This window comes from Sphingobacterium siyangense (assembly GCF_007830445.1).
Lineage (GTDB): Bacteria > Bacteroidota > Bacteroidia > Sphingobacteriales > Sphingobacteriaceae > Sphingobacterium > Sphingobacterium siyangense.
In genome coordinates this window covers 30,420-53,093 of record NZ_VLKR01000012.1, presented here as the reverse complement: position 1 = coordinate 53,093, position 22,674 = coordinate 30,420, and the positions used below count along the sequence as shown (strand labels likewise).

Annotated in this window: 26 protein-coding genes; 11 read left to right on the top strand and 15 right to left on the bottom strand. The window is 39.9% G+C overall.

Translation table 11 applies throughout. From position 1 onward, the window contains the following. The first annotated feature begins 278 nt into the window (after nucleotides 1-278). On the top strand, nucleotides 279-1,277 hold the full coding sequence (locus IQ31_RS12265; RefSeq protein ID WP_046673918.1) for a beta-ketoacyl-ACP synthase III: 999 nt from the start codon (nucleotides 279-281) through the stop codon (nucleotides 1,275-1,277). 379 nt (nucleotides 1,278-1,656) lie between these two features. Here IQ31_RS12265 and IQ31_RS12260 read toward each other — a convergent pair whose 3' ends face one another. From IQ31_RS12260 to IQ31_RS12230, 7 genes are all read right to left on the bottom strand, one after another. Further along, complete coding sequence (locus tag IQ31_RS12260; protein ID WP_088163453.1) at nucleotides 1,657-3,933, bottom strand: multicopper oxidase family protein; 2,277 nt, start codon at nucleotides 3,931-3,933, stop codon at nucleotides 1,657-1,659. A gap of 10 nt (nucleotides 3,934-3,943) precedes the next feature. Beyond that, a complete protein-coding gene (locus IQ31_RS12255; RefSeq protein WP_075991226.1) occupies nucleotides 3,944-4,408 on the bottom strand; it encodes a DUF2231 domain-containing protein in 465 nt (154 codons plus the stop codon). A 4-nt stretch (nucleotides 4,409-4,412) separates the two neighbouring features. Next, entirely contained in the window at nucleotides 4,413-5,078 is a 666-nt protein-coding gene (locus IQ31_RS12250) for a DUF3347 domain-containing protein (RefSeq protein WP_088160366.1), read from the bottom strand. A 12-nt stretch (nucleotides 5,079-5,090) separates the two neighbouring features. Continuing rightward, the gene (locus IQ31_RS12245) at nucleotides 5,091-5,522 is read right to left on the bottom strand and encodes a hypothetical protein (protein WP_088160365.1); all 432 of its coding nucleotides are present in this window, start codon (nucleotides 5,520-5,522) and stop codon (nucleotides 5,091-5,093) included. An 11-nt stretch (nucleotides 5,523-5,533) separates the two neighbouring features. Continuing rightward, entirely contained in the window at nucleotides 5,534-6,415 is an 882-nt protein-coding gene (locus IQ31_RS12240; protein WP_075991223.1) for a DUF3347 domain-containing protein, read from the bottom strand. 173 nt (nucleotides 6,416-6,588) lie between these two features. Next, nucleotides 6,589-6,993: a hypothetical protein gene (locus tag IQ31_RS12235; protein ID WP_145328173.1), complete on the bottom strand. Its 405-nt coding sequence runs from the start codon at nucleotides 6,991-6,993 to the stop codon at nucleotides 6,589-6,591. Nucleotides 6,994-7,139: 146 nt separating this feature from the next. Next, entirely contained in the window at nucleotides 7,140-7,946 is an 807-nt protein-coding gene (locus IQ31_RS12230; protein WP_145328172.1) for an alpha/beta hydrolase, read from the bottom strand. Nucleotides 7,947-8,124: 178 nt separating this feature from the next. On the opposite strand from IQ31_RS12230, the gene IQ31_RS12225 reads away from it, so the two are divergent. The 3 genes from IQ31_RS12225 to IQ31_RS12215 all read left to right on the top strand — a co-directional run bounded on the left by IQ31_RS12225 (nucleotide 8,125) and on the right by IQ31_RS12215 (nucleotide 9,689). Beyond that, the gene (locus IQ31_RS12225) at nucleotides 8,125-8,556 is read left to right on the top strand and encodes an SRPBCC domain-containing protein (RefSeq protein WP_075991220.1); all 432 of its coding nucleotides are present in this window, start codon (nucleotides 8,125-8,127) and stop codon (nucleotides 8,554-8,556) included. 169 nt (nucleotides 8,557-8,725) lie between these two features. Beyond that, the gene (locus tag IQ31_RS12220; protein WP_046673910.1) at nucleotides 8,726-9,184 is read left to right on the top strand and encodes a MaoC family dehydratase; all 459 of its coding nucleotides are present in this window, start codon (nucleotides 8,726-8,728) and stop codon (nucleotides 9,182-9,184) included. Nucleotides 9,185-9,224: 40 nt separating this feature from the next. Further along, the gene (locus tag IQ31_RS12215) at nucleotides 9,225-9,689 is read left to right on the top strand and encodes a GNAT family N-acetyltransferase (protein ID WP_088160361.1); all 465 of its coding nucleotides are present in this window, start codon (nucleotides 9,225-9,227) and stop codon (nucleotides 9,687-9,689) included. On the opposite strand, the gene IQ31_RS12210 is transcribed toward IQ31_RS12215, so the two are convergent. Beyond that, on the bottom strand, nucleotides 9,686-10,660 hold the full coding sequence (locus IQ31_RS12210; RefSeq protein ID WP_145328171.1) for a YeiH family protein: 975 nt from the start codon (nucleotides 10,658-10,660) through the stop codon (nucleotides 9,686-9,688). The two genes, IQ31_RS12215 and IQ31_RS12210, sit on opposite strands and share 4 nt — an antisense overlap. A gap of 245 nt (nucleotides 10,661-10,905) precedes the next feature. On the opposite strand from IQ31_RS12210, the gene IQ31_RS12205 reads away from it, so the two are divergent. Continuing rightward, nucleotides 10,906-11,265 carry a bleomycin resistance protein gene (locus tag IQ31_RS12205; RefSeq protein WP_120335287.1) on the top strand — a complete coding sequence of 120 codons (360 nt, stop codon included), beginning with the start codon at nucleotides 10,906-10,908 and terminating at the stop codon, nucleotides 11,263-11,265. A 76-nt stretch (nucleotides 11,266-11,341) separates the two neighbouring features. Here IQ31_RS12205 and cysM read toward each other — a convergent pair whose 3' ends face one another. The 4 genes from cysM to IQ31_RS12185 form a co-directional block, all read right to left on the bottom strand. Continuing rightward, the gene (gene cysM, locus IQ31_RS12200; RefSeq protein ID WP_145328170.1) at nucleotides 11,342-12,214 is read right to left on the bottom strand and encodes a cysteine synthase CysM; all 873 of its coding nucleotides are present in this window, start codon (nucleotides 12,212-12,214) and stop codon (nucleotides 11,342-11,344) included. A gap of 5 nt (nucleotides 12,215-12,219) precedes the next feature. Continuing rightward, a complete protein-coding gene (locus IQ31_RS12195; protein WP_075991214.1) occupies nucleotides 12,220-13,029 on the bottom strand; it encodes a serine O-acetyltransferase in 810 nt (269 codons plus the stop codon). Between the two features lie 121 nt (nucleotides 13,030-13,150). Next, complete coding sequence (locus tag IQ31_RS12190; protein ID WP_075991213.1) at nucleotides 13,151-13,534, bottom strand: DUF3037 domain-containing protein; 384 nt, start codon at nucleotides 13,532-13,534, stop codon at nucleotides 13,151-13,153. Beyond that, nucleotides 13,512-14,309: a HipA family kinase gene (locus IQ31_RS12185; protein WP_075991212.1), complete on the bottom strand. Its 798-nt coding sequence runs from the start codon at nucleotides 14,307-14,309 to the stop codon at nucleotides 13,512-13,514. Before IQ31_RS12185 ends, IQ31_RS12190 begins: the two co-directional genes overlap by 23 nt. Nucleotides 14,310-14,614: 305 nt before the next feature. Between IQ31_RS12185 and IQ31_RS12180 the strand changes: the two genes are divergently transcribed. Genes IQ31_RS12180 through IQ31_RS12165 form a run of 4 tightly spaced genes read left to right on the top strand, consistent with a single transcriptional unit; the run spans nucleotide 14,615 to nucleotide 17,812 of the window. Then, on the top strand, nucleotides 14,615-15,157 hold the full coding sequence (locus IQ31_RS12180) for a DUF1599 domain-containing protein (protein ID WP_088163452.1): 543 nt from the start codon (nucleotides 14,615-14,617) through the stop codon (nucleotides 15,155-15,157). A gap of 7 nt (nucleotides 15,158-15,164) precedes the next feature. Continuing rightward, complete coding sequence (locus tag IQ31_RS12175; RefSeq protein WP_075991211.1) at nucleotides 15,165-16,349, top strand: BT_3928 family protein; 1,185 nt, start codon at nucleotides 15,165-15,167, stop codon at nucleotides 16,347-16,349. 5 nt (nucleotides 16,350-16,354) lie between these two features. Further along, nucleotides 16,355-16,870 (top strand): shikimate kinase, encoded by a 516-nt coding sequence (locus IQ31_RS12170; RefSeq protein ID WP_075991210.1) that lies wholly within the window; start codon nucleotides 16,355-16,357, stop codon nucleotides 16,868-16,870. Between the two features lie 3 nt (nucleotides 16,871-16,873). Continuing rightward, complete coding sequence (locus IQ31_RS12165) at nucleotides 16,874-17,812, top strand: glycerophosphodiester phosphodiesterase family protein (protein ID WP_075991209.1); 939 nt, start codon at nucleotides 16,874-16,876, stop codon at nucleotides 17,810-17,812. 61 nt (nucleotides 17,813-17,873) lie between these two features. On the opposite strand, the gene IQ31_RS12160 is transcribed toward IQ31_RS12165, so the two are convergent. Continuing rightward, nucleotides 17,874-20,387 carry a cation-translocating P-type ATPase gene (locus IQ31_RS12160; RefSeq protein ID WP_145328169.1) on the bottom strand — a complete coding sequence of 838 codons (2,514 nt, stop codon included), beginning with the start codon at nucleotides 20,385-20,387 and terminating at the stop codon, nucleotides 17,874-17,876. A 487-nt stretch (nucleotides 20,388-20,874) separates the two neighbouring features. Here IQ31_RS12160 and IQ31_RS12155 point away from each other — a divergent pair, with 487 nt between their 5' ends. Beyond that, the gene (locus IQ31_RS12155; protein WP_145328168.1) at nucleotides 20,875-21,240 is read left to right on the top strand and encodes a response regulator transcription factor; all 366 of its coding nucleotides are present in this window, start codon (nucleotides 20,875-20,877) and stop codon (nucleotides 21,238-21,240) included. 36 nt (nucleotides 21,241-21,276) lie between these two features. On the opposite strand, the gene IQ31_RS12150 is transcribed toward IQ31_RS12155, so the two are convergent. Together IQ31_RS12150 and IQ31_RS12145 are read right to left on the bottom strand one after the other, a co-directional pair. Beyond that, a complete protein-coding gene (locus tag IQ31_RS12150; RefSeq protein WP_145328167.1) occupies nucleotides 21,277-21,573 on the bottom strand; it encodes a hypothetical protein in 297 nt (98 codons plus the stop codon). Beyond that, nucleotides 21,551-21,790 (bottom strand): hypothetical protein, encoded by a 240-nt coding sequence (locus IQ31_RS12145; RefSeq protein ID WP_070564711.1) that lies wholly within the window; start codon nucleotides 21,788-21,790, stop codon nucleotides 21,551-21,553. The genes IQ31_RS12150 and IQ31_RS12145 overlap by 23 nt, the downstream gene beginning before the upstream one ends. Nucleotides 21,791-22,114: 324 nt before the next feature. Between IQ31_RS12145 and IQ31_RS12140 the strand changes: the two genes are divergently transcribed. Beyond that, nucleotides 22,115-22,639 carry a hypothetical protein gene (locus tag IQ31_RS12140; RefSeq protein WP_070564708.1) on the top strand — a complete coding sequence of 175 codons (525 nt, stop codon included), beginning with the start codon at nucleotides 22,115-22,117 and terminating at the stop codon, nucleotides 22,637-22,639. The last annotated feature ends 35 nt before the right edge of the window (nucleotides 22,640-22,674 follow it).

Below are 22,674 nucleotides of genomic sequence, written 5' to 3'. Positions count from 1 at the left end.
TATTTTCCAATTCGGACGGACTTCATTAGATTAAAATTCTGAAAAAACAAGCACATTCAATATTTAATTCCGCCCCATAAAGACCGATTAAAAGATTAGTATAGGTAATACGTAAAAAACAGTTAAAAATGCTGATAAAACGTAATTATTTTGTCAAAAATCAATTTTTTCACTTATTAATCGCATAAATTAACCGTAGTTTTACGGCGCAAAAGACACACGAGTAATTCCTAATAGGATAGCTATATAATAAGAGAGAGAATAGAGTACATTAATTTATGACTGAGAGAATACCCAGCAGGCCATATGCAGCAATAACTGGTATTGGCGGATATATTCCACCGAATAAAAGATCGAATACAGATTTGGAGCAGTTTTGCGATACATCCGATGAGTGGATTATCAAACGCACAGGTATTAAGGAGCGGAGAATTTTAGAAGAAAATCTTGCCACATCAGACATGGCTGTAAAAGCTATACAAGATTTGGCAACACAATATCATAAAAATCTGAACGATGTAGATGCCCTAATTGTGGCGACTTCTACACCTGATATGCCTATGCCGGCAACAGCAAATATCATTTTAGAAAAATTAGGTCTTACCAATGTTTGGGCTTTTGATGTCAATGCTGCGTGCTCTGGATTTTTATATGCCTTAGATATGGCTTCTGCTCTCGTTGAGACTGGACGTTATAAAAATGTACTCGTAGTCGGAGCCGACAACATCAGTACTTATGTCGATTTAAAAGACCGTTCAACCAATATTCTTTTCGGTGATGGCGCTGGTGTGATATGGCTTGAGCCATCTTTAGAAGGTGGAATTATGGATGCCTATCTATGTAGCAATGGAGCGGGAAAAGAATTTTTAAAAATTGAAGCCGGCGGTTCTTTGTATCCAATCGACAGCAATCTTCCTGTTAACGACAACAGATTCCTGAAACAAGATGGTAAAACTGTATTTAGACATGCTGTGCAGTCTATGAGCGATGCCTGTAATACGGTTTTGCAACGCAACAACCTACAGATTGAAGATATCAATTGGTTAATCCCACATCAGGCTAATCAGCGCATCATTGATGCCGTTGGGCGTAGTCTTAATATACCAGAAGATAGAGCGTTAAGTAATATCGAATACCTAGGAAATACCATTGCTGCCACGATCCCACTATGTATCTGGCAAAATATTAAAAAATTAAATACCGGTGATTTAGTCATGTTAACCGCCTTTGGTGCCGGTTTCTCTTGGGGAGCCAGCATATTTAAATGGATGATTTAAGCGATCAAAAACTTTAGTCGTCATAAATTCACACTAAAATAAAACCCCAGGAATCAATGATTTCTGGGGTTTTTCTTTATTTCCCGCCACCAAAAACAGGATCGCCATTGCGCAAGAAGAATCGAACCTATCCTCTTTTTACAGGCAGCACCGTGAAGAAGAAAGGAATAAATACTGGGGAGTTTATAGGGAGCTTATACGGACCTTATAGGGACCTCATTCGGATGAAAGCGTCTAAAGTCCGATTTAATTTCCAATGAAGTCTCAATAAAGTTTGTATCATTTCAGAAGATGTCCTCCATTTATTCTCTCTTTTAATGGCAAAAGAAAAGGGGGCTTTGCACTGCAAAGCCCCCTAACTCAAATAAGATCTACGCTTTTAATAATTTAATGACAGGCCCACACCAAACCCCATATCACTATCATAATGCGTTCTAAACGCCATATTTTTGGTGATGACATAATTTAGTCCGGCCATATATTCAAGGTCCGAGTTGACCATAAAATCACCACGGATTCTTCTAGCGATCGGAATATCTTCGCGCATCAGCTGCAATCTGACAATACCATCGTGATATACCTCCGCCTGAAAGTTGACCAACATAGGTAAAGTATACATAAAACCTAGACTCAAAGCTTTGCGACTATCTTTTTTATTGGCCTGTCCAAAGATATTTTTCTCATGTTCATCCTCCCCCATACGGCGATAACGATAATCAAAACCTACAAATGGCATAAACCATTGCATCTTCCCAAAGTATCTACCCAGGTGGGTTTCCACCTCATAGCCATGCATATCGTTATACCCTAATCGCCATTCGGAACCGAGCTGCCAACGCGCATTCTGAAACATGGCCTGACCGTCATTTCCATTGGTCGCAAAATCATTTTGCGCCATAAAATGGGTCATATTACTTTCCATTTGCAATTCCTTGTAGGCTTTGGCTTTGTCTGGAAGATTGGGATTTTTATAATCATCCACAGCAAACACACGATTCATCCCAGCCATCATATGATACAGGATGTGGCAATGAAAAAACCAGTCCCCTTCTTCATTTGCTAAGAATTCGATCGTATCCGTCTCCATTGGCATGATATCCACCACATTTTTCAATGGCGCTTTTGATCCTTTTCCATTCAACAGTCTAAAGTCAAAGCCATGCAGATGTATTGGATGACGCATCATCGAATTATTATAGATGGTAATGCGCAATACCTCGCCCTTTTTTACCGGTATCTTATCCGTTTCCGAGAGAATTTTATTGTCCATGCTCCATACATAACGGCTCATATTTCCCGTAAGCGTAAATTTAAGATCTCGTATCGGCGCTTTTTTAGGCAATTCAGTCGCTTGAGGAGACTCCAGCATCGCATAGTTTAGCGTTACAATATCGCCCAATGCATTGGCATTATAACGATTGGGATCTTCTTCCATCTTCATTTGTCCATGATCCATACCGCTATGTTTACTGTGATCTTCTTTTTTCTTTCCATCACCTGTAATTTCGGGATACATCACCACATTCATATCCATCTGATTCAGACTCATCTTCATACCCATATCATTGAGATCCCCATTCATCTTCATCATATCGTTCATCATCTTCATGCCTTCAAAATATTTAAGGCGGGGAAGTGGAGAAATCAACTGTTTAATACCATTTCCGACAAAATAACTTGCAGATTGTGTTCGATCTTCTGTTGTTGCCATAAATTCGTAAGCTGTGCCTTCATTTGGAATTGTTACAACGACATCATAAGTCTCCGATACGGCAATCATCAATCGATCGACCTCCACCGGTACCACATCATTCCCATCATTGGCAACAACGGTAATTTTGCCACCTGCATAGCGCAGCCAAAAATAAGACGAAGCACCACCATTGGAAATTCGCAAACGCACTTTATCTCCTGCTTTCAAAGCTTTACCGTTCACCGATTTTAAATCCGTGGAATGAGCCCCGTTCATCAAGACCTTATCATAATACACATCACTGACATCCATTGCCAGCTGACGTTTCCATTCATTCGTAACTTTAGTTTTAAACTTTCCTTCTTTAATAGCTTCAACGTACGATTGTGTAGCGCCTTTTTTTATCGCGGCCCAATCGTTGGCCGTGTGTAGCATCCGCTGAATGTTATCGGGGTTATAATTTGTCCATTCGCTCAATATGACCGGAATCGTGGGTAAATCATCAATTCCTTTGCGGAAAGTCTTATCATCTACACGCTTGTTGAGAATAAGACTACCATACATACCGATCTGTTCCTGCAAGCCGGAATGCGAATGATACCAGTGTGTACCGTGCTGGATTATCGGAAAGCGATAAGTATAAGTCGAATTCGGCTGTATAGGTTCCTGCGTCAGGTGTGGCACTCCGTCTTCTTTGTTCGGCAGAAAAATACCATGCCAATGTAGCGACGTGCTCTCCTTTAACTCATTGTGAACAACAATTTCCGCCGTATCTCCTTCAGTAAAAGTCAGGGTAGGCATCGGAATCTGTCCGTTTACAGCGATTGCCCGTTTTGATTTACCGGCATAATTGACAATGGTATCCCGTACATAAAGGTCATGACGAACCACTTTCTGGGCCAGCACTGTCAGTTGTGTCATCAATAATAAAACAACCGTTAATATATTACTCTTTTTACGCATGTTCATTCATTTAATTGATTAGTATTCCATTTCCCATCGGCCCTACGCCATATTGGTAGACCAGTCTAGCCCCGTGATGTCCTGTGACAAATAGTGTCACCGATAAACTTATCAACAAAATCAATATCAAATAGTTTATCCAGGCACCTGTATCTTTCCGCAATCCAACAAAATGCAGGACCGTTGTGCCACTTGCAAGCCAAAAGCTAATCCAGGCAAAACGTTGATGGATCTCAAAAACCGCAAAGGCTCCTTCATCGGCATCGCCTGAAATATGGTTTGCGGTCTGAATTGCAGCAAAAGCTCCAAGTGTTCCCAATAACAACAATCCAAAAGTCAGCACAGTGAAAGGACGTCGATGTTTTTTAAACAATAAGGCACCTATATGACTGATCAACGCCGTCAACAAGAGTACAATCGGAAAATGCACCAATAGCGGATGTAGACTAGGCAGTCCTTCGAATAAGCTTTTCATTGTTTTATTGTATAGTTTCTACGATAGATCCACAGGTGGGCATTGACTGACCTAGATAAGGATTTTCAATTTTCTTTTGTGTGCTCAACCAATTGGCTCCTTTTCCATCACGATACATGGGGCAGTGCTGATAATATACCGTAACTTCAGGTTTGACAGATTTCATCAACACATACATATTTTTGGAAAGGGTCACAAAGTGCTCACGCTGATGTTCATTTTCTTTAATTCCAGCAATATGCTCTGTATCGAAAGCCAATTTCCGTTGGTATTCCTTCCAAAGTTTTCCTTGAACAGCATTTAATTGTCTGCTATCAAGTTTTTCAATGGCAGCCTGGGTTCCTTTCGCAGCTGTCTGTGCTGCCGCTCCATTATCCTTAACCAATGCATCTTTCAGTTCGAAATAGGCACTGTATAAGCCTGCAAAAGGATTGCTAACTGTTTTTAGATCAACTTTCTCAGTGGATGATTCTATTTTTGCTGCCGTATTACTTACGCCAGCGGTCTCTTCTTTATTCAAAGCGGTATCGCCTTTGCTTTTGTCGACAGCTATCGTTGCGGTATCCGCAGCAACAGTGACCATATGATCTGCATGTGTATTTTTCGATGTTGAATTCTTGCATGCAACGAATATCAGAGCGACTGCCACAATTGGCATAACCTTTTTCATAATTAAGTGTATTTATAGGTTTAGATTTTTAATGTAATTTCGATAGTTTGTTTCGTTTTCAAAATAGGAAACTTCCCCCTGATCGCCGGTAATTGCGATGGAAGCCGTTGCCTTATCCACTTCTTTTTTTGAAAAAGGATCAATAGCCACACGTATCGCAGCTTCTTGGGGTATGCGCTTTTTACACATTTCACAGCAGCCATAATAATCCTTACCCTCGTGTCTGACCAGCAATTGTTTTTTCCCCATAAAAGCATCATTCACCATGCAAACTTGTGCTGTAGGCACAAGATCGCCCACCTTGTATTGAACGGACTGTACAGGCAAACCGATAGCAGGATCAGTAGAAGCTATTCGATCTTCAGCTTTGGTATTCGTTTGTGAACTACCACAGGCCGTTAAAGACAACACAACAACCGATAGGATAGCTAGGAAATAATTCATAACGCAGCCGATTAGTTTAACGTTTCTACTGTACTTCCACAACTGATCATTTGTACGCCAAAGAATGGGTTTTTCACGGCATTCTCCTTACTTAACCAATGCGCTCCCTTGCCTTCATTAAACATGGGGCAGTGCTGATAATAAATAGGTCCATCCACTTTACTCACCTTCAGAAGCTCATACAACGTAGTTGAAAGAGATGCAAAAGCCACACGTTGCTTAGCCACATCTTTATTTTTAGTTATACCTGCCGCATCGGTTGCCAGCTTATCCATAACCTTCATCCATACGGTATGTTCATCGTGGCTAAGTTTATTCATATCGACAGCTTTGATTGCTGCTTGAAATGCCTCTGCCTGAGCTGCAGCTACCACCGCATCCGTCTTCACCAAAGCATCCTTTAGCGCAAAATAAGGATTTGTCAACTGCGCAAATGCGGTCTTTTCATCGGCTGATTTTGTGCTCGCCGAAGGTTGAATTATCGTTTGTAAGCCCTGGCTATGATTCGTATGATCGACCTGATGTTCAGTGCCATTTTTTAATGCTGGTTTTAGGATTCGTTCATATTGTTCAGCTTTTGCCAATTGAATATAAGCATCATCTGGAGCCAGAAATTTTTCATTGTCGAACCCCGCCAATGCAATACGCTTAAGGACCTCATCCGCGCTTGTTTTTGAAGAGTCGTAGGTAACAACTGCTAGCTTGGTTGTCTGATTCCAGTCAACTTTAGCAAATTGTCTGTCCTTGCCTTCTTTTTCAATGATCGTTTTAACAGCCGGAGTGTTTCCAAAAATCTTTACAGTCGCTGTCTTTGCATTTTTAATTTGTGCATGTGTATGTTGGGTGGATAGTAATACAGGGATTACCAAACCAAGTAATGAAATTAATCTCATGATTATGATATGTAGTATATAAAAGAATACTGACGAAAAACCTTTCTACAGCGATTTACTGTATTTGCGTATTGAATCCGATAGATTCAAAGGGATTTTCATAAGTTAAATAAACGAGATTTTGGATAGAGAAACCGATCCAAAAAGACATAGCATGGGCTATCAGTCTAACTTTAAGCGATCTGAGGAGGTTGCCAAATGGAAAAATAGGCATCTGCGCAATAAGGTTGTTTATAACGCGCATAAGCGTTTAATGCATCAGCATGCAAGGGTAAAATAAGCTGAGCTTCTATAACTGAAACAATAGGATTACATTGCAGGGAGGTGCGGCATGATTTTTCGCTACAATGTTTACCACAGTCATCCCCATGGTGATCTGATTTTGGCGATTCAGCTCTTTCATCTTTACAACAATCTTCTGTTCCGACGTCTTTTACCTGTTGTCTTTCATCAAGACAACAGGATTGTTCTTCCTGTTTTGGCTTTTCGGACGGTTCGTGGCAGGCAAATAACCTATAGGGTGCTAAAAAAAGCCCCAGCATACAGATTATAAATACGATATTGCGTTTTGCCCACATAACGAATTAAATTTGAAAAGTAGAGATGTGCTACTTTGGAGGTAAATTTCGGTAGAATTTACGAATGTACAATTGTAATATTTCTTATTTTGTTTATAATATTTTGATTTGCTGTATTTCCGATTCTCCGTCTGACCACATAAAAACTATTTTTCAAGTCTTTTGATCCAGTTAAGCATCAACAGACAGCCGGGTGCATACACTCCCCCATGATCAAAACCCTGCAGTTGGTACAACGAGGTTTTGGTATGCCCAACCTGTTTTAAGATCGCTGCTAAATGTGCGTTTTCCTCAAACCGTGCGGCCATTTCCAATTGTTGATCGCCAGTGATCAGGAGAATTGGCGGTGCATCCTTTCGTGCAAAAGAAAGTGGTGCAAACTGATCAATCTGGGGGATCACCATAGATTGCTCACGTTCCTTTTTAATTGTATAATGTGTATTTGTTTGCCCACTAATCGGTGCCAGCCCTTTTATATTATTTGCATCAACACCGAATTTTTGAAGGTAATGCTTATCCAAACCAACCATTAAAGCCAGATATCCACCTGCAGAATGCCCCGACACATAAATTTTTGAGGGATCTCCACCATAGCTGGCAATATGTGAAAATGTCCATGCAACAGCCTCAGCAGCATCTTCAATATAACTCGGCGCTTTCGCTTTGGGGCTTAGCCGATAATTTACCGCTACAACCGCTACACCTTTCTCTTTGAGTTCAAGTGGAATAAATTTATTTCCCTCCTCTAGTCCACCTCCATGAAACCATACGATGGTAGCAAAATTTTTACGATCAGTCGGGATATAGATATCCAATTTACAACGTTCTTTCTTATAAGAATCTGGTTCATCAGGTTTACAATAGGCAACGTCGGTTGTCGTTTTATCTTGCTGCGCAAAAATCAAACTCGGTGAAAACAGAAAAAAGAAGATAATAAGCAATTTGGAGGACATATAAATCGTGTTTAAGTGTTAAATAGCTTAAAGTTAACAAAACTCAATCAAAACCATTTGGTTGCACCAAAATAAGTTTCAACTTTACACTTTTTATTATATATTGATAATTATCTGACAACAGATATAACAAAACCCAAATTTTCCTGTTATTAACTTAGAAAACATCATATATTTTATGGAACAGATAAAGATTGAAACCCATATCAACGTACGCGTAGAAACGATCTGGAATGCGTATAACTCAGCCGAGGATATCATGCAATGGAACCATGCTTCAGACGATTGGCACTGTACAAGTTCAATCAATGATTTACGCATTGGCGGAAAGTTCAAAAACCGCATGGAGGCAAAAGACGGATCTATGGGCTTTGATTTTGAAGGCAGCTACACCGCACTTGAACCCTTTAAAAAAATAGCCTATGTTATGCCTGATGGCCGTCATGTTGAAGTCAACTTCAATGCAAAAAAGTCTGCTACGGATATCACGATAATTTTTGATGCAGAAACGGAAAATCCAATTGATATGCAGCGTAATGGATGGCAGGCCATACTCGAAAATTTCAGATCCTACGTTGAAAACACCTATGCAACGACACAACTCGGGTAATCGTATGAATGATGAACAAACTTAGCTTGTCTTTTCATGCGATCATCTTTTAAATAAAGGATATGCTTAGGATTCTTAAAAGTATAGTTATATTTAGCCACTAATTCATCTTCCCTTCTCCATTAAAAGCGGGGAACGATACCAACAAAACGCGATAAAAAGATTACATATGACAATAATTAACAATTATGAAGAGTACAAAGCCTTTGAAGGAAAATCATTAGGCGAATCCCAATGGCATGTTATTGATCAAAAACAAATTAATCAATTTGCGGATGCAACACTAGACCACCAATGGATTCATTTAGATAGCGAAAAGGCCAAAACGGATAGTCCTTTCAAATCAACTATTGCCCACGGCTATCTGACCTTGTCCCTTATTCCTTATTTATGGAAACAAATTGCTGAAGTAAGAAATGTCAAAATGGAAATCAATTATGGGATTGAAAACCTACGTTTTGCACAACCCGTTTTGGTTGACAATGCTGTACAGCTACATACACAAGTAAAATCGGTGGTCAATTTGAGAGGGGTTGTTAAAGTTACCATTGAAGCTACATTGAAAATCAAAGACAGTGCAAAACCGGCTTACGTGGGTGATGTTATCTTTTTATATCATTTCAATTAATTCCAACATTAGACTATAGGCCATTGGCGAATTCTTATACATGCGCAATAGCTTTCAAATAAAACTTATTACAAATCATAAGGATTATCCTTATGATTTGTTGCTTTTAGCAGACGAAACCATTCATGCAATCGACAAATACCTCTATGAATCGATGGTTTATGTTGTCTATGAAATGGTAAAACCTATCGCTGTTTTCTGTTTATATCCGGTCAATACGGAAACATTAGAGATTAAAAACATCGCCGTATCACCAGAGTTTCAAGGCATGGGCCTCGGAAGTCAACTACTTGATTTTATCAAGGAGAACTACCAGCAATACCCGAACCTGATTGTGGGTACCGCAGATTGTGGTCTGGCTCAAATTCGTTTTTATGAACGAAATGGCTTTGTTAAATACGCTATCCGTAAAGATTTTTTCATCGAAAATTATGAGCTGCCTATTTATGAAAATGGTCAACTGTTGAAAGATATGATTATGCTGAAGTATACGTTAAATGCCTAAAGGCAAAAATAAATATAGACAAGTACCGGTATTGATAATCCCAACCACAGCACTACTCCTTGTAGTATTGCTTTAAAACCTACTGCCAACAAAACCTCCCTAGACAAACTTGCTCCAATTAAAAACAAAGTTAAGGTAAGCCCCATCTTTGAAATATAGACGACATAGTCTCCTATATGCTGAAAAAAAGGGATATAACTTGTTAAGATAACCGCCAATACAAATAGACCAATAAAATATGGTATTTTAATGCTCGTCCCTTTGGTCTTGAATGCTACAGCACTTAAACAGGCGATCGGAATAATCCATAAAGCTCTAGTTAATTTTACGGTTGTCGCGACCTGTAGTGCTTCATTACCATACTTACTCGCTGCACCAACGACAGAACTGGTATCCTGTATAGCAACCGCACACCATAAACCAAATTGCGTCTGGCTGAGATCAAGCAAATGACCGACAACAGGAAATACAAATAAAGCAATGGCATTCAGTACAAATATGGTCCCTAGCGCCACGCTTACTTGCTTCTCATTGGCTTTTATAGTTGGTGAAACCGCCGCAATAGCACTTCCACCACAAATGGCAGTGCCGACAGAAATCAAATAAGCGGTTACCTTTTCCAACTTGAGTAACCTACCCAATAGATAGCCCAATGATAATGTTCCGAGAATAGAAATAACGGTTAACACAAACCCTTGCTTACCCGTTTGGATAGCCGTATCGATATTCATTCCAAAGCCAAGTCCAACGACAGAAATCTGTAACAAAATCTGTGTTGCCCTGTGGTTGACTGCCAGGAAGGGATGACCGATCCATTGTGCCACAATAATACCCAAAAGTAAGGCAAGCGGAGCTGAAACAAATGGGGTAAGACATAATACAAATAAGAGCATAAAAATGATTTCCCGAACGGAGACCTTTCGATTGAGTAGCTGCTTATAACGAATTGTCGTATTTATTTTTTTGTCCATGACAATGATACATTGATTTGGTACAAAATTGAATAACTCTCAATTATTTTAAAATACACAATTATAAATGAGTCATAACAATTGGTTATAACAAACAACTACATTTTAGCCAAAATAGCTAAAGAATACGTTATAAAAATGAAATAATCCTTATTGTTAGAACATTAAAATATTACGATAAATGATTATATTTCAAATAGGTTACTAAACATATGGATTAAACTCGACTTAATAATTATATACCGATGAAACTGACAGCCATTCATCCCAAACTGCCCATGCGCAACAAAACCATCACAAAGGATTTTTATCTACATAAACTTGGATTTTCATTATGTGGACCAGTCGATTACGACGGTTACCTGATGCTAAAAAAGGACCATATTGAAATTCATTTTTTTGAATTCCAAGAACTTCCACCCGAAGAAAATTATGGTATGGTTTATATACGCACAGACGATATTGATTGTCTGTATCAATCTTTTCAAGAAAATAACGTTGAGATCCATCCCAATGGTAAACTTGAGATGAAGCCCTGGGGTCAGCGTGAGTTTTCGATTTTAGATCCCGACAGCAATCTACTAACCTTTGGCGCCGATGCTTAAACATTGAAAAGCCCACTAAAGATTGCTAAAAATAAGCGAAGATCTGTGGTGGGCTTGGTATTGTTCGTATGGGTTCTTAGCCAAAAAGGTCTGAACTCAAATAACGATCACCTCGGTCACAGGCAATAAAGACAATAAGGCCTGCTTCGATTTCATTTGCAATTTTAAGTGCTCCGGCAAAAGCTCCACCGGTACTCATTCCGGCAAAAACACCTTCGCGCTTGACAAGCTCCCGCGCAAACTCGGTTGCTTCCTGTTGGGATATATCGATGACACGATCTACCCTGCTCGGATCAAAAATCTTGGGTAGATACGCTTCGGGCCAACGCCGTATACCTGGTATCGAGGATTCCGGAGTAGGCTGGCAACCTACAATCTGAATAGCTGCATTTTTCTCCTTCAGATAGATGGAGTTTCCCATAATTGTACCTGTAGTGCCCATAGCGCTTACAAAATGTGTAATCTTTCCGTCTGTATCGCGCCAGATCTCAGGTCCTGTTGTCTTTATATGTGCTTCATAATTATCCGGATTTGCAAATTGATTCAATATAAAATAACCTTCTTTTTTGGCCTTTTCTTCTGCATAATCGCGGCATATTTCCATGGATTCCAATAAGGTGACTTTAGCGCCATAAGCCTCCATCGTAAGTGTTCGCTCCCGTGTTGAAGAAGCCGGCATCACAAGCTCAAGGTTAAGTCCATATATACCTGCAATCATAGCCAGTGCGATTCCGGTATTTCCACTCGTTGCCTCAATCAATTTGCTATCTTTTGTAATGTCACCGCGCTCCATCGCCGAGCGGATCATATTTAGTGCCGCACGATCTTTCACCGAACCAGCAGGATTATTCCCCTCCATTTTCGCAAATATCCGCACCTTGGGATTTGTATGAAATTGTGTTATCTCGACTAAAGGCGTATTTCCTATGGTATCTATGATATTTCCCATGGTATCTATATTATTGGTTTCGAATCTATAAATTTTGATGTGGCCTGATGATATACGGTGGTATAAGGCTCTACAGAACTTGTCAACCAAACATTCCCGCCAATGACCGAATGATGGCCGATGTGTGTTTCACCGCCGAGGATGGTGGCCCCTGAATAGATAATGACATGATCACCGATTGTCGGGTGGCGTTTTACATTGGAAAACACCTTATCAACACTCAGCGCGCCCAAGGTTACACCCTGATAAAGCTTCACGTAATTACCAATGGTGCAGGTTTCACCGATGACTAATCCGGTGCCATGATCAATATGCAGATGATGGCCTATCGTTGCTCCGGGATGGATATCAATACCTGTTTTAGAATGGGCATGTTCCGTCAATATGCGCGGTATCAAAGGAACACCCAAGCGATGCAGTTCATTGGCCATTCGGAAGATACAGATGGCAAAGAAACCGGGATAAGTACGTACGACTTCTCTTTTATTCTGTGCTGCTGGATCCCCATCCATCAATGCGTCTGCATCCCAGCACATCAATTCATAAAGCTGTGGAATCCGTTCAAAAAACTTGTGCGCTACTTCTGAGTGATTGCAGCTTTGACAAGCTTTGGATTTGCTCAGGAGTTGCTCCAGTTCTAATTCAAATTGTTCAAAAGCGAGCTTCACATCATCGACCGATTTCATCTCGCTAGAATTTCGTTCGGGGAAGAGCACATCCACAATTCGGATAGCCCAGCCACAGATCTTCTTGTTAGAAGGCATTTCTAGAACAGCAAGTTGCTGTTCATAGATATGTTGATAAAAATCATGCATCTTCACTAGTTTATTAAAACAAATATACTATACAATATTGATAGATTAAGCCTTATTATCAAAACTTAGCCCCTTTGACCATCACGTATTGTCCCATGATCAAGGGTGCACATCTTTTAATTTACAGAACCAGACGCTCAAACAGCTCCTTCAATGTTGCTTCGGGGTCCTCACATAATCCGGGATGTGATGCCGAACATTGAATCAGGGTACTCCGCTTTGCGGTCAGCCATCGAAAGCGTTCGGTGATATCCAGTGCAGCAAGTTTGCCGGCATCTTTTTCGCCGTGGCAGATTCGTTGGAAAGATGAAAGATGATTTTCGATCAATTCCAATTCAATATCCGGACAAAGCGACCGTACCTTCTGTTCATTAACAAGATAAACCATCTTCGCAAAACGATACTTACGACAATAAAGAGCTACGCCTACATTGATAAATTCCTCTCGCTCCACCCGTGGTATCAAACGTACCACAGCATACTCATATACGGTCTTTTCTGGCATCTTCTATTTGTTTTACAAAAATGGATGAATTGGCTACACGCCGTTTCAGGAAAGAAACATACACTTCGCGCGCATCGGCTGCAGAGAGCTCACGTTCGGCATCTTCCAGCCATTCATCGGGTACCACCGCCAATATTCCGCGAAATACCGCCTCCGTAAAAACGGAACGGTATTCCTGATCTATTTTCTCCACCATACTTGCATTTTTGAGCAGTACGTGATCTTTAATCTGAACAAATGGTTTTAGGGATTGTTCTTCCCAATTATCCCAACTGTGATGAAAATATAAGGAAGCGCCGTGATCTATCAACCAAAGTTCTTTATGCCATATCAGCATATTTGTATTCCGCACAGTACGGTCTACATTCATCAAGAGTGAATCTAACCAAACAATTTTCGATGCTTCCTCCGCGCCGATAGCATCGACATTCGCGTCAAATGTGATTGCTCCACTCAGAAAATGAAGTCCCAGATTTTTGCCCACACTAAATTTGAGCAGATCCTGAATTTCTTCATCGGGTTCTGTACGGCCAAAGGATTCGTTCAACTCCGCAAATACAATTTCGGGAACTCTTAATTTGAGCAATCTCGCCAGCTCTCCACCGATCAATTCCGCAATCAATGCTTTTCGTCCCTGACCTGCCCCTCTAAATTTTATAACATAACTAAAGCCATCATCGGCATCGACTAATGCGGGTAAAGACCCCCCTTCCCGAAATGGCTGAACATATCGGATGATCTCTACTTCTCTAATAACAGGTTGTTGAAAATCCATGAATTTATATTTTTACTATCTTCAAAGTTGGCAATACACCTTGCAAACTGATCAAACTTATCTAAAGTTACCGCTATTTAAACGTTTGAGGATATGGGAAACGAGAAATTCACGCCATGCACTTGCACGATGCTGTTGCCCCTAGCCCCTGCGAACTTTTAATTGTGGTAATATCCAAAATTATTGTTTATATTTTAGCAATAAAGCACAAATTGTACATTCATTTGACCGTTGGAAGTATTATTTTCTAATTATATTTGTAGTGTAATCACAACTTGTCTCATCAAGTTTCTTCAATCAACGATATGGATACCATTCAGGAATATAACAGTGTTATCAAACATTGTCAGGATTTATTTATTAAAAAAACAAAAGATTATGGAACGGCATGGCGGATTATGCGCCTATCTTCCATTACGGATCAGATTTACATTAAAGCGCAACGTATACGCACGCTAGAAATCAAAAAGGTTTCCAAAGTGGGCGAAGGAATTGTTGACGAATATATCGGTATTATCAACTACTGTGTCATGGCCATGATTCAGATTGATTTGGGTGAAGATGGTGAAGAAAATTTGGATCCAACCTTTGTGAATCAGAAATATACAGAAAAGGTTACCGAGACCAGAGATCTCATGCTTGCCAAAAACCACGATTACGGTGAGGCATGGCGCGATATGCGTGTTTCTTCCATGACAGATCTGATCTTAATGAAAATACATCGCGTCAAACAAATTGAAGATAACGATGGACAAACCCTGGTCTCTGAAGGCATCCATGCCAACTATCAGGATATGCTCAATTACGCAGTTTTTGCATTAATTAAATTAGGAATCGCACAACAATAATCGGATTATGACAGCTACACAGCAGCGTACCAAAACAAATTATCTTTTAGGATTTTGCCGGATTTTTACGGGACTTCTTTTCATATTCTCAGGTTTTATTAAAGCAAATGACCCGACAGGGTTTGGCTATAAGCTTCAGGAATACTTTGAGGTCTTTCATCTCACAGCTTTTAATGAATACGCTACTGCCATCGCTGTAGTAATCTGTGGTTTTGAAATTTTGTTAGGAGCACTGTTATTATTGGGGGTCTATGCGAATACCGTTGCCTGGGGCCTGCTACTACTGATTCTATTTTTCACTTTTCTAACCTTCTATTCGGCATTTTTTGAGGTTGTGACCTCTTGTGGCTGTTTTGGGGATGCCATCCCACTTACTCCTTGGCAATCATTTTCTAAAGATCTGGTGCTCTTGGCGTTGATCCTTATTATATTTTTTAACCGAAAGCAATTACGATCAATTATCAAAGGATCAGGCAATCAATTCGTTGCTACTGTGATTACAGCGATTATCTCTTTAGGTATTGGTATCTATACCGTAAACTACCTCCCGTTTATTGATTTCTTACCCTACAAAGTTGGCAACAACTTACCTTCATTAATGGTGCTCCCTGAAGGCAAACAAGGCGATTTGTTTGAGCAAATCTATACCATGAAAAACAAAAAGACGGGTGAAACAAAAAAGGTCAATGACAAGGTCTATATGGCTGACAAGCTATGGGAAGATGAATCGTGGGAAATTATAGGTGAACCTGAGAGTAAATTGGTCAAAAAGGGATATGATATTCCTATTCCTGATCTCTTGATTACGGATGCTGACGGAGCGGACCATACGCAAGAAATCATTGCTAATCCGTATTACAATCTTGTTATCGTTGCAAAGGATCTTTCTTCGACCAATATTGATGCTATCCAAAAGATCAATCAGGCCGCCATCCAATTAACAAAAGATTATAATGGGCTTCGTGTTGTGCTATTGACTGCTTCGGCATCCAAAGACGCCCAATATCTGAGTGATAAAATGCAATTAATTGCGGAGATATTCTATGCCGATCTCATTCCTCTAAAAAGCATGGTCAGGGCAAATCCTGGTGTACTGCTCCTAAAAGGAGGCAACGTCGTCGGAAAATGGCACTATAATAACTTTCCGGATGCCAAAACCATTGAAGATAAATTTCTAAGTAAAGACAAATAGTACCTATGCCTAAACCTATATTTTTGATTGGTTATATGGGAAGTGGAAAAACTACCCTGGGTAAGAAACTTGCCACTAAACTCGAACTCCCTTTTATCGACACAGATGAGGAGATCGTAAAACAAATTGGCATGAGCATTACCGAATATTTTAGTCAACATGGTGAAGACGCATTCCGGGCATTAGAACGCGAGCAATTGCGTAAATTTTCTGAGAATGCTGCCGTCATATCTACAGGTGGTGGTGCCCCCTGTTTCTTTGACAACATGGAATGGATCAGGGCGAATGGATATGCCGTCTATTTACAGATGTCACCCAAAGCACTTTTTGACCGTCTTTCTCAATCTAAACTACACAAAAGGCCCATTCTAATCGGAAAATCACCTGAGGAACTACGGCTATTTATCGAAGAGAAGTTGAGCGAAAGAGAACCTTATTATACGCAGGCGCATCTGACAATCGACCAATTAAATACCAGTGTCGAGGCACTAGCCGATCTGATTAATCAGCACAATAGATAGACAATGAATATACGTATACGCCACTACTTCCTTTTATTGATCTGCTTTATCGTAAGCAGTTGCTTTCGTAACGGAGCCAATACGGATGGCTTGCCAGTGGGTAAACGTATACAGCTCCAAAATGTGGAGGAATTATATCAGTTTTTGACCTATGATGATAATCGTTATCCATTGGTCAGTTTGCATCGTGGTGGCCCCGCATCTGGATACCCCGAAAATGCAATCGAAACATTTTCCTATAATGCGAGCTTGCAGCCAGTCCTTGTTGAATGTGATGTTCGCATCAGTAAAGACTCAGCGCTGATATTAATGCATGACAATACGTTAAACCGAACAACCACCGGCAGAGGGCCTGTGAACGCCAGCAGTTTAACTGAGCTCAAAAAGCTTCGTCTATTGGACAATAACAAAAAGATAACGCCATATAGGATCCCCACGCTCGAAGAAGCACTTTCTTGGGGAAAAGGAAAGGTAATCTTCACCTTAGACATTAAAAATGATGTCCCTTATGAAGCCGTTATCAATGCTATTCGCAAACAAAGGGCAGAATCTAGCGTAGTCATCATCACGTATAGTGCCAACCAGGCGGCCAAAGTGCACAGTCTGGCTAGCGACATCATGATTTCGGCCTCGGTCAATAACCTGGATGACCTTGCTCGTCTAAATGAAAAAGATATCCCCGACAATCGCTTGTTAGCCTTCGTCGGAACACGTGAAGCAGACCCAGCATTAACCAAAGTACTACATGACCATGGAATCATGTGCATATTGGGTACACTGGGAAACTTAGACAGACAGGCCGACAAAAAAGGCTTTCAAGTTTATGCCGGATTTATTGATCGCGGTGCAGATATATTAAGTACAGATCGACCTACAGAGGCAGGGCGAGCGCTGAATTTCTACATCAAGAAAAGAGGAATTACTTCGAAATTTATTCAGTAAGATTCCTGGACTTGCGCCTAATTCTATTCGTTTAATACTTGGATTATCTCGATATATCCCTTCAATCTTTTTTAGCACGTACAATTCTCCCGATCAATTTATAGACCTCAAACCATAACACGGATGCTGCAGCCACGGAGAGCGCTATCCCCAATTCATATCCGCTCAGGGCTGCTACAGTAAAAAATTGGGCGACCGGAGCGACATATAATATCACGGCTAAAAATAGAAGCACAGCGATCGAAATACCCACGAGCAGCAAGTTTCGGTTTTTAAAACTTTCAAGGATACTATAGTGGAAAGATCGGTTAGCATAACTCAGCAAAACATTGGCAAAGATTAAAGTGGCGAAAACCATAGCCCTCGTTTTTTCCTCAGTCCCCCCCTGCTGAACAGTAAACTGATAAACAAATAGAATTCCTATAGTGATTATCAGGCCTTGAACAATGCTTATTCCGAGCTCATTTATACTCAAAAAAGTGTCGCCCATAGCTCTAGGAGGTCGTTTCATCGTATCCTTTTCAATAGGTTCATTTTCATATACAATCGAGCAGGTGGGCCCCATGACCAATTCGAGGAAGATCACATGCACAGGGCTAAAAATCTGCGGAAATACCCAGCCTAAAAACAAAGGTAGTGATACGGTCAAAATAATGGGGATATGAATAGAAATGATGTATTGAACCGCCTTCTTGATGTTTGCGTAAATCCTTCTTCCGGCTGCTATACCAATGATTAACTTTTGTAGATCATCATTTGTGATAATTAACGCCGCGGCTGATTTTGCTATTTCAGTACCTTTATTGCCCATAGCAACGCCGATATGGGCCGCTTTTAATGCTGGGCCATCGTTTACTCCATCACCAAGCATCGCCACAACCTCCCCTTTCTTTTTCAGGGCATTTACAATAGCCAATTTAGCATCCGGAAACATTCTGGTAAATAAAGTTGTTTGCTCCGCTATCGACATAATTTCATCCCCGGACCTATTGACTATTTCACTGCCATTGATCGGTGGAGACAAAATACGAATTCCGGCCTGAGCCGCTATTGCTTTAGTCGTATCGGCATTGTCGCCAGTAATTACTTTGACTTTAATCCCGGCATCATAAATATCTTGGAACACTTCCTGGATACCTTTTTTGGGGGGATCATAAAATACGGTCAACCCTAAAAATTGGAACTCAAAATCCTGTTGCTTCGCGGGGAAATTATTGCCTTCGAATTTCGCTTTCCCCACACCCAATAGACGAAAGCCCTGCTCTCCATAGGATTTAACAATAGCCCTAATTTTATCTTTCTCACTATCGGGCAGCTTGGATACGCTAAGTATAGCCTCCGGTGCCCCTTTGGCAGCAATAATCCGATCTTTTCCTGTATTTTCGAAAAGATGGGTCATCATCGGCGGTTTACCATCTAATGGATATTCATGAAATAATGCATATTCCTTTCTGAGGTCCTGTTTTTGCGTTTTTTCATATATTTTATGCAACGTAATTTCCATGGGGTCAAAAGGCACAGGCTCACTGCTCCACATCGCATAATCGATAAGCTCTCTTAAATCGGATTCATCAAACCTTTCCTGATCATAAGATGAATCCGTAGCATAACTATAGAGGTATTTCAATTGCATGGAATTCTCTGTAATAGTCCCGGTCTTATCTGTGCAAATCACTGTTGTACTGCCCAAAGTTTCAACAATACTGCTTCTTTTGATTATAATCCCCTCCCGCATGAGTTTCCATGCGCCAAGCGCCATAAAAGTTGTAAACGCAACAGGAATCTCTTCCGGCAATACAGACATGGCCAAAGTAAGTCCATTGAGCAAGCTTGCCACTAAATTACCGCTGTCAATAAAACTGTATAGACATACGATCAAAAAAATTAGGATACCGACAATGGCCATTGCCTTTACAAATTTTTGGATTTGCACCTGCAATGGTGAAATTTCTTCCTTGATATTTTTTATCGATTCACCTATTTTTCCAACACGGGTCTCTTTACCGATTTTAGTAACTTCAAACACAGCCAGCCCTGAGACCGTAACCGTCCCGCCGTAGACCAGATTATCTTCAGATTTATTGTCCTTAAAGACGGAAAAACTCTCCCCCGTCAACGAAGATTCATTAACAGAAAAATCGTTACTATGTAAAATACGACCATCAGCGTTTATAATTCGACCTTCCTCTGTAATACAGAGATCCCCCACAACAATCTCATGTGTTGGAATTTCACTGACCTTCCCATTTCGAATCACGGTGCTTAATGGTTCGTTCAGCTTTTCCAACTCCTCCAGCGCTTTTTTGCTACGATTATCCTGATAAAAAGAAATTGCCGTAACAGCAACAATAGCGACAAACATAAATACAGCCTCTCCGTAATTCCCCACAAAAACATAAATCATCGAGATGATAATCAACAGAATCAGCATAGGCTCCTTCAAAATATCCACAAGCAGTTCAAACCAGGTACTCTTGTGATTATCGCTCAATTGATTCCAACCATATTTAGCGCGAGAGGCATTAACCTCGGTTGTGGAAAGACCCTTCAGATTATCGGGAATATTATATGACATATCGAATGAACTAGGTTACCTAAATATAATGAATAATTCTTGTATCCAGGAGTTAAATCATCTGTCGACGATCATCTCCTTCACATGTAACATCATGTTACAATCTTTTATTTACAGCTTTTACTTTTTGTAAAAAAGAAAGGCTACATGACTTATCAGCAACATATTAGCATAAAATTTACCTTCTAATACTTTTCTTTTATTGCATATTTCTATTACAATGATATATTTGCGCAGAAATTCATTTGGGGACTTTGAATTTCATATTAGCCAAAAGCAATTTTACGATCATTTTTCCAGTAATGCCAAGACAGCTTCTTGCGATTGAAGTCCTTCTTTGCTACCTATGTTTTCAGATCATGTATAACACAAATAGAAGCTAGAAACTAAACATATTGTTAAAATATTTCTGTACCTATCGTTAGATATGGAATAGCATCTAAACTTGCTGTGGCCTCCATAATAGTATATTAATAATAAAAACAAGATGGTCATCTTAATTGCAGAAGATAATGAATTGATATTACGGACAGTTCAATACAAACTGATCAAGGCAGGTCACGAGGTTATCACTACCAACAATGGAAAAGATGCAATTGAAAAGATTAGTACAATCGATCCGGATCTAATCATTACTGACATTATGATGCCATTTGCTTCGGGGATAGAAGTCCTTTCTTCCATAAAAAAGCTCGAGAAAAAAATCCCGGTTATTGTACTTTCCAACATGGGACAAGAGGAAGTCGTCATTGAAGCTTTTGACCTTGGCGCTTCAGATTTTATGGTGAAACCGTTTAGCCCAGAAGAACTCCTGTTGCGGGTCAAACGACTGACGATTAACAATCGTAATTAATCTGTATGGGGAGACTTTTAATATAACTACGGAATATTACCAGACATCACGATTCGATGCCCGAAGACTTTCCCGAGCATAATTCGCTACTTCATCATTTTCGTCCCCAGTTTTTAAACGTACCTGTAAATTTTCTAGCCAGTCGGCTAAAGCATCTAAAGCCGTTTCACCGTTTCCGAAAACGCCTTGATGCGGATCGGGCCCCAGTAAACACCAATACGACGTTTCTTCTCTAAATACAACGGGACGTAGCTCACGAATTTCAAAAGGTAATTCTTCTGAATCAAAATCCAATGGTACAATTTTATCTTCAGCTATTTTCATCTGTTCCATAACCCATTTCTACTTTTTTTAAATCTTCCTCTGGCCAGGTAAGCAGCTCCTTCAACAGATATGTTTTTGGTCCTCCATCTGCTGTATCATCAGCAAACTGTTTTAGAAATTCCTGCAGATCACCTTCGACTTTTATTAATTTTCCATCTTGAAGAACATCATATCCCGCTGCAATCCATTCTTCGATCCTTTCCGTATTAATTTGTAGTTTCTCCATCTGCTGTATTTTGTAGTATTTTAAATGCTGCTTTTTATAACATTTAATAACACCTCACCGATTAAAATTATAATAGCCATCAATAAAAAATAGCCTGAGCACTATTAAACCTTAAAAAAGCAGCTCTCTATTATAAGAACAATACTTTAATATATATGGTTGATTTTTTTTTTAGATTATCCATAAAAAAATCAACTAAAAAAGAGGTAGTTACATATCATTTATTGTTTATCAAAATATTAAAAAAATCTTTGGCAAACTATTTGTTTGAACAGCGAAAGCTTTCTAATCGGAAGCACACAACTTATATTTTTTTAAATTATCATGAAAAAAGTAATTCTACCTTTTCTAACACTTTTTACGCTACTATTTGTTGCTCATCAGCAAGCAAACGCACAAACTCCCTATCGGACAGCCATTGGTCTTGGAATAGACGTCGGCGATGGTCAAACATTATTCGGTCCACAGATAAAACACAATTTTGGTGGAAATGACGCTGGAAATGCACAAGTATTATTTGGAGACAATATTACTGTTATCGGCGTAGATTATTCATACAACAAACGTATTCCTGGATCTCGAGGTCTTTCATGGTACATTGGTGTTGGTCCACAAGTATCATTTATTGATTATGGTAAATGGCACGACGACTGGTATGACGACTACCATTGGAAAGATGGAAAAACACATACTGATTTTGCGATCCGTCCAGCTTTGGGTCTAGAGTTCAAAATACCTTCTGCACCATTGGCCATGCATTTCGACTGGAAACCTTGGTGGAATCTTTCTCATGGTTCTAATTTCGAGCCATCGCGTTTTTCTTTAGGATTTAAATTCGTTTTGAAATAGCATAACGCGAATACAAATAACAAAAATCCTGCTCA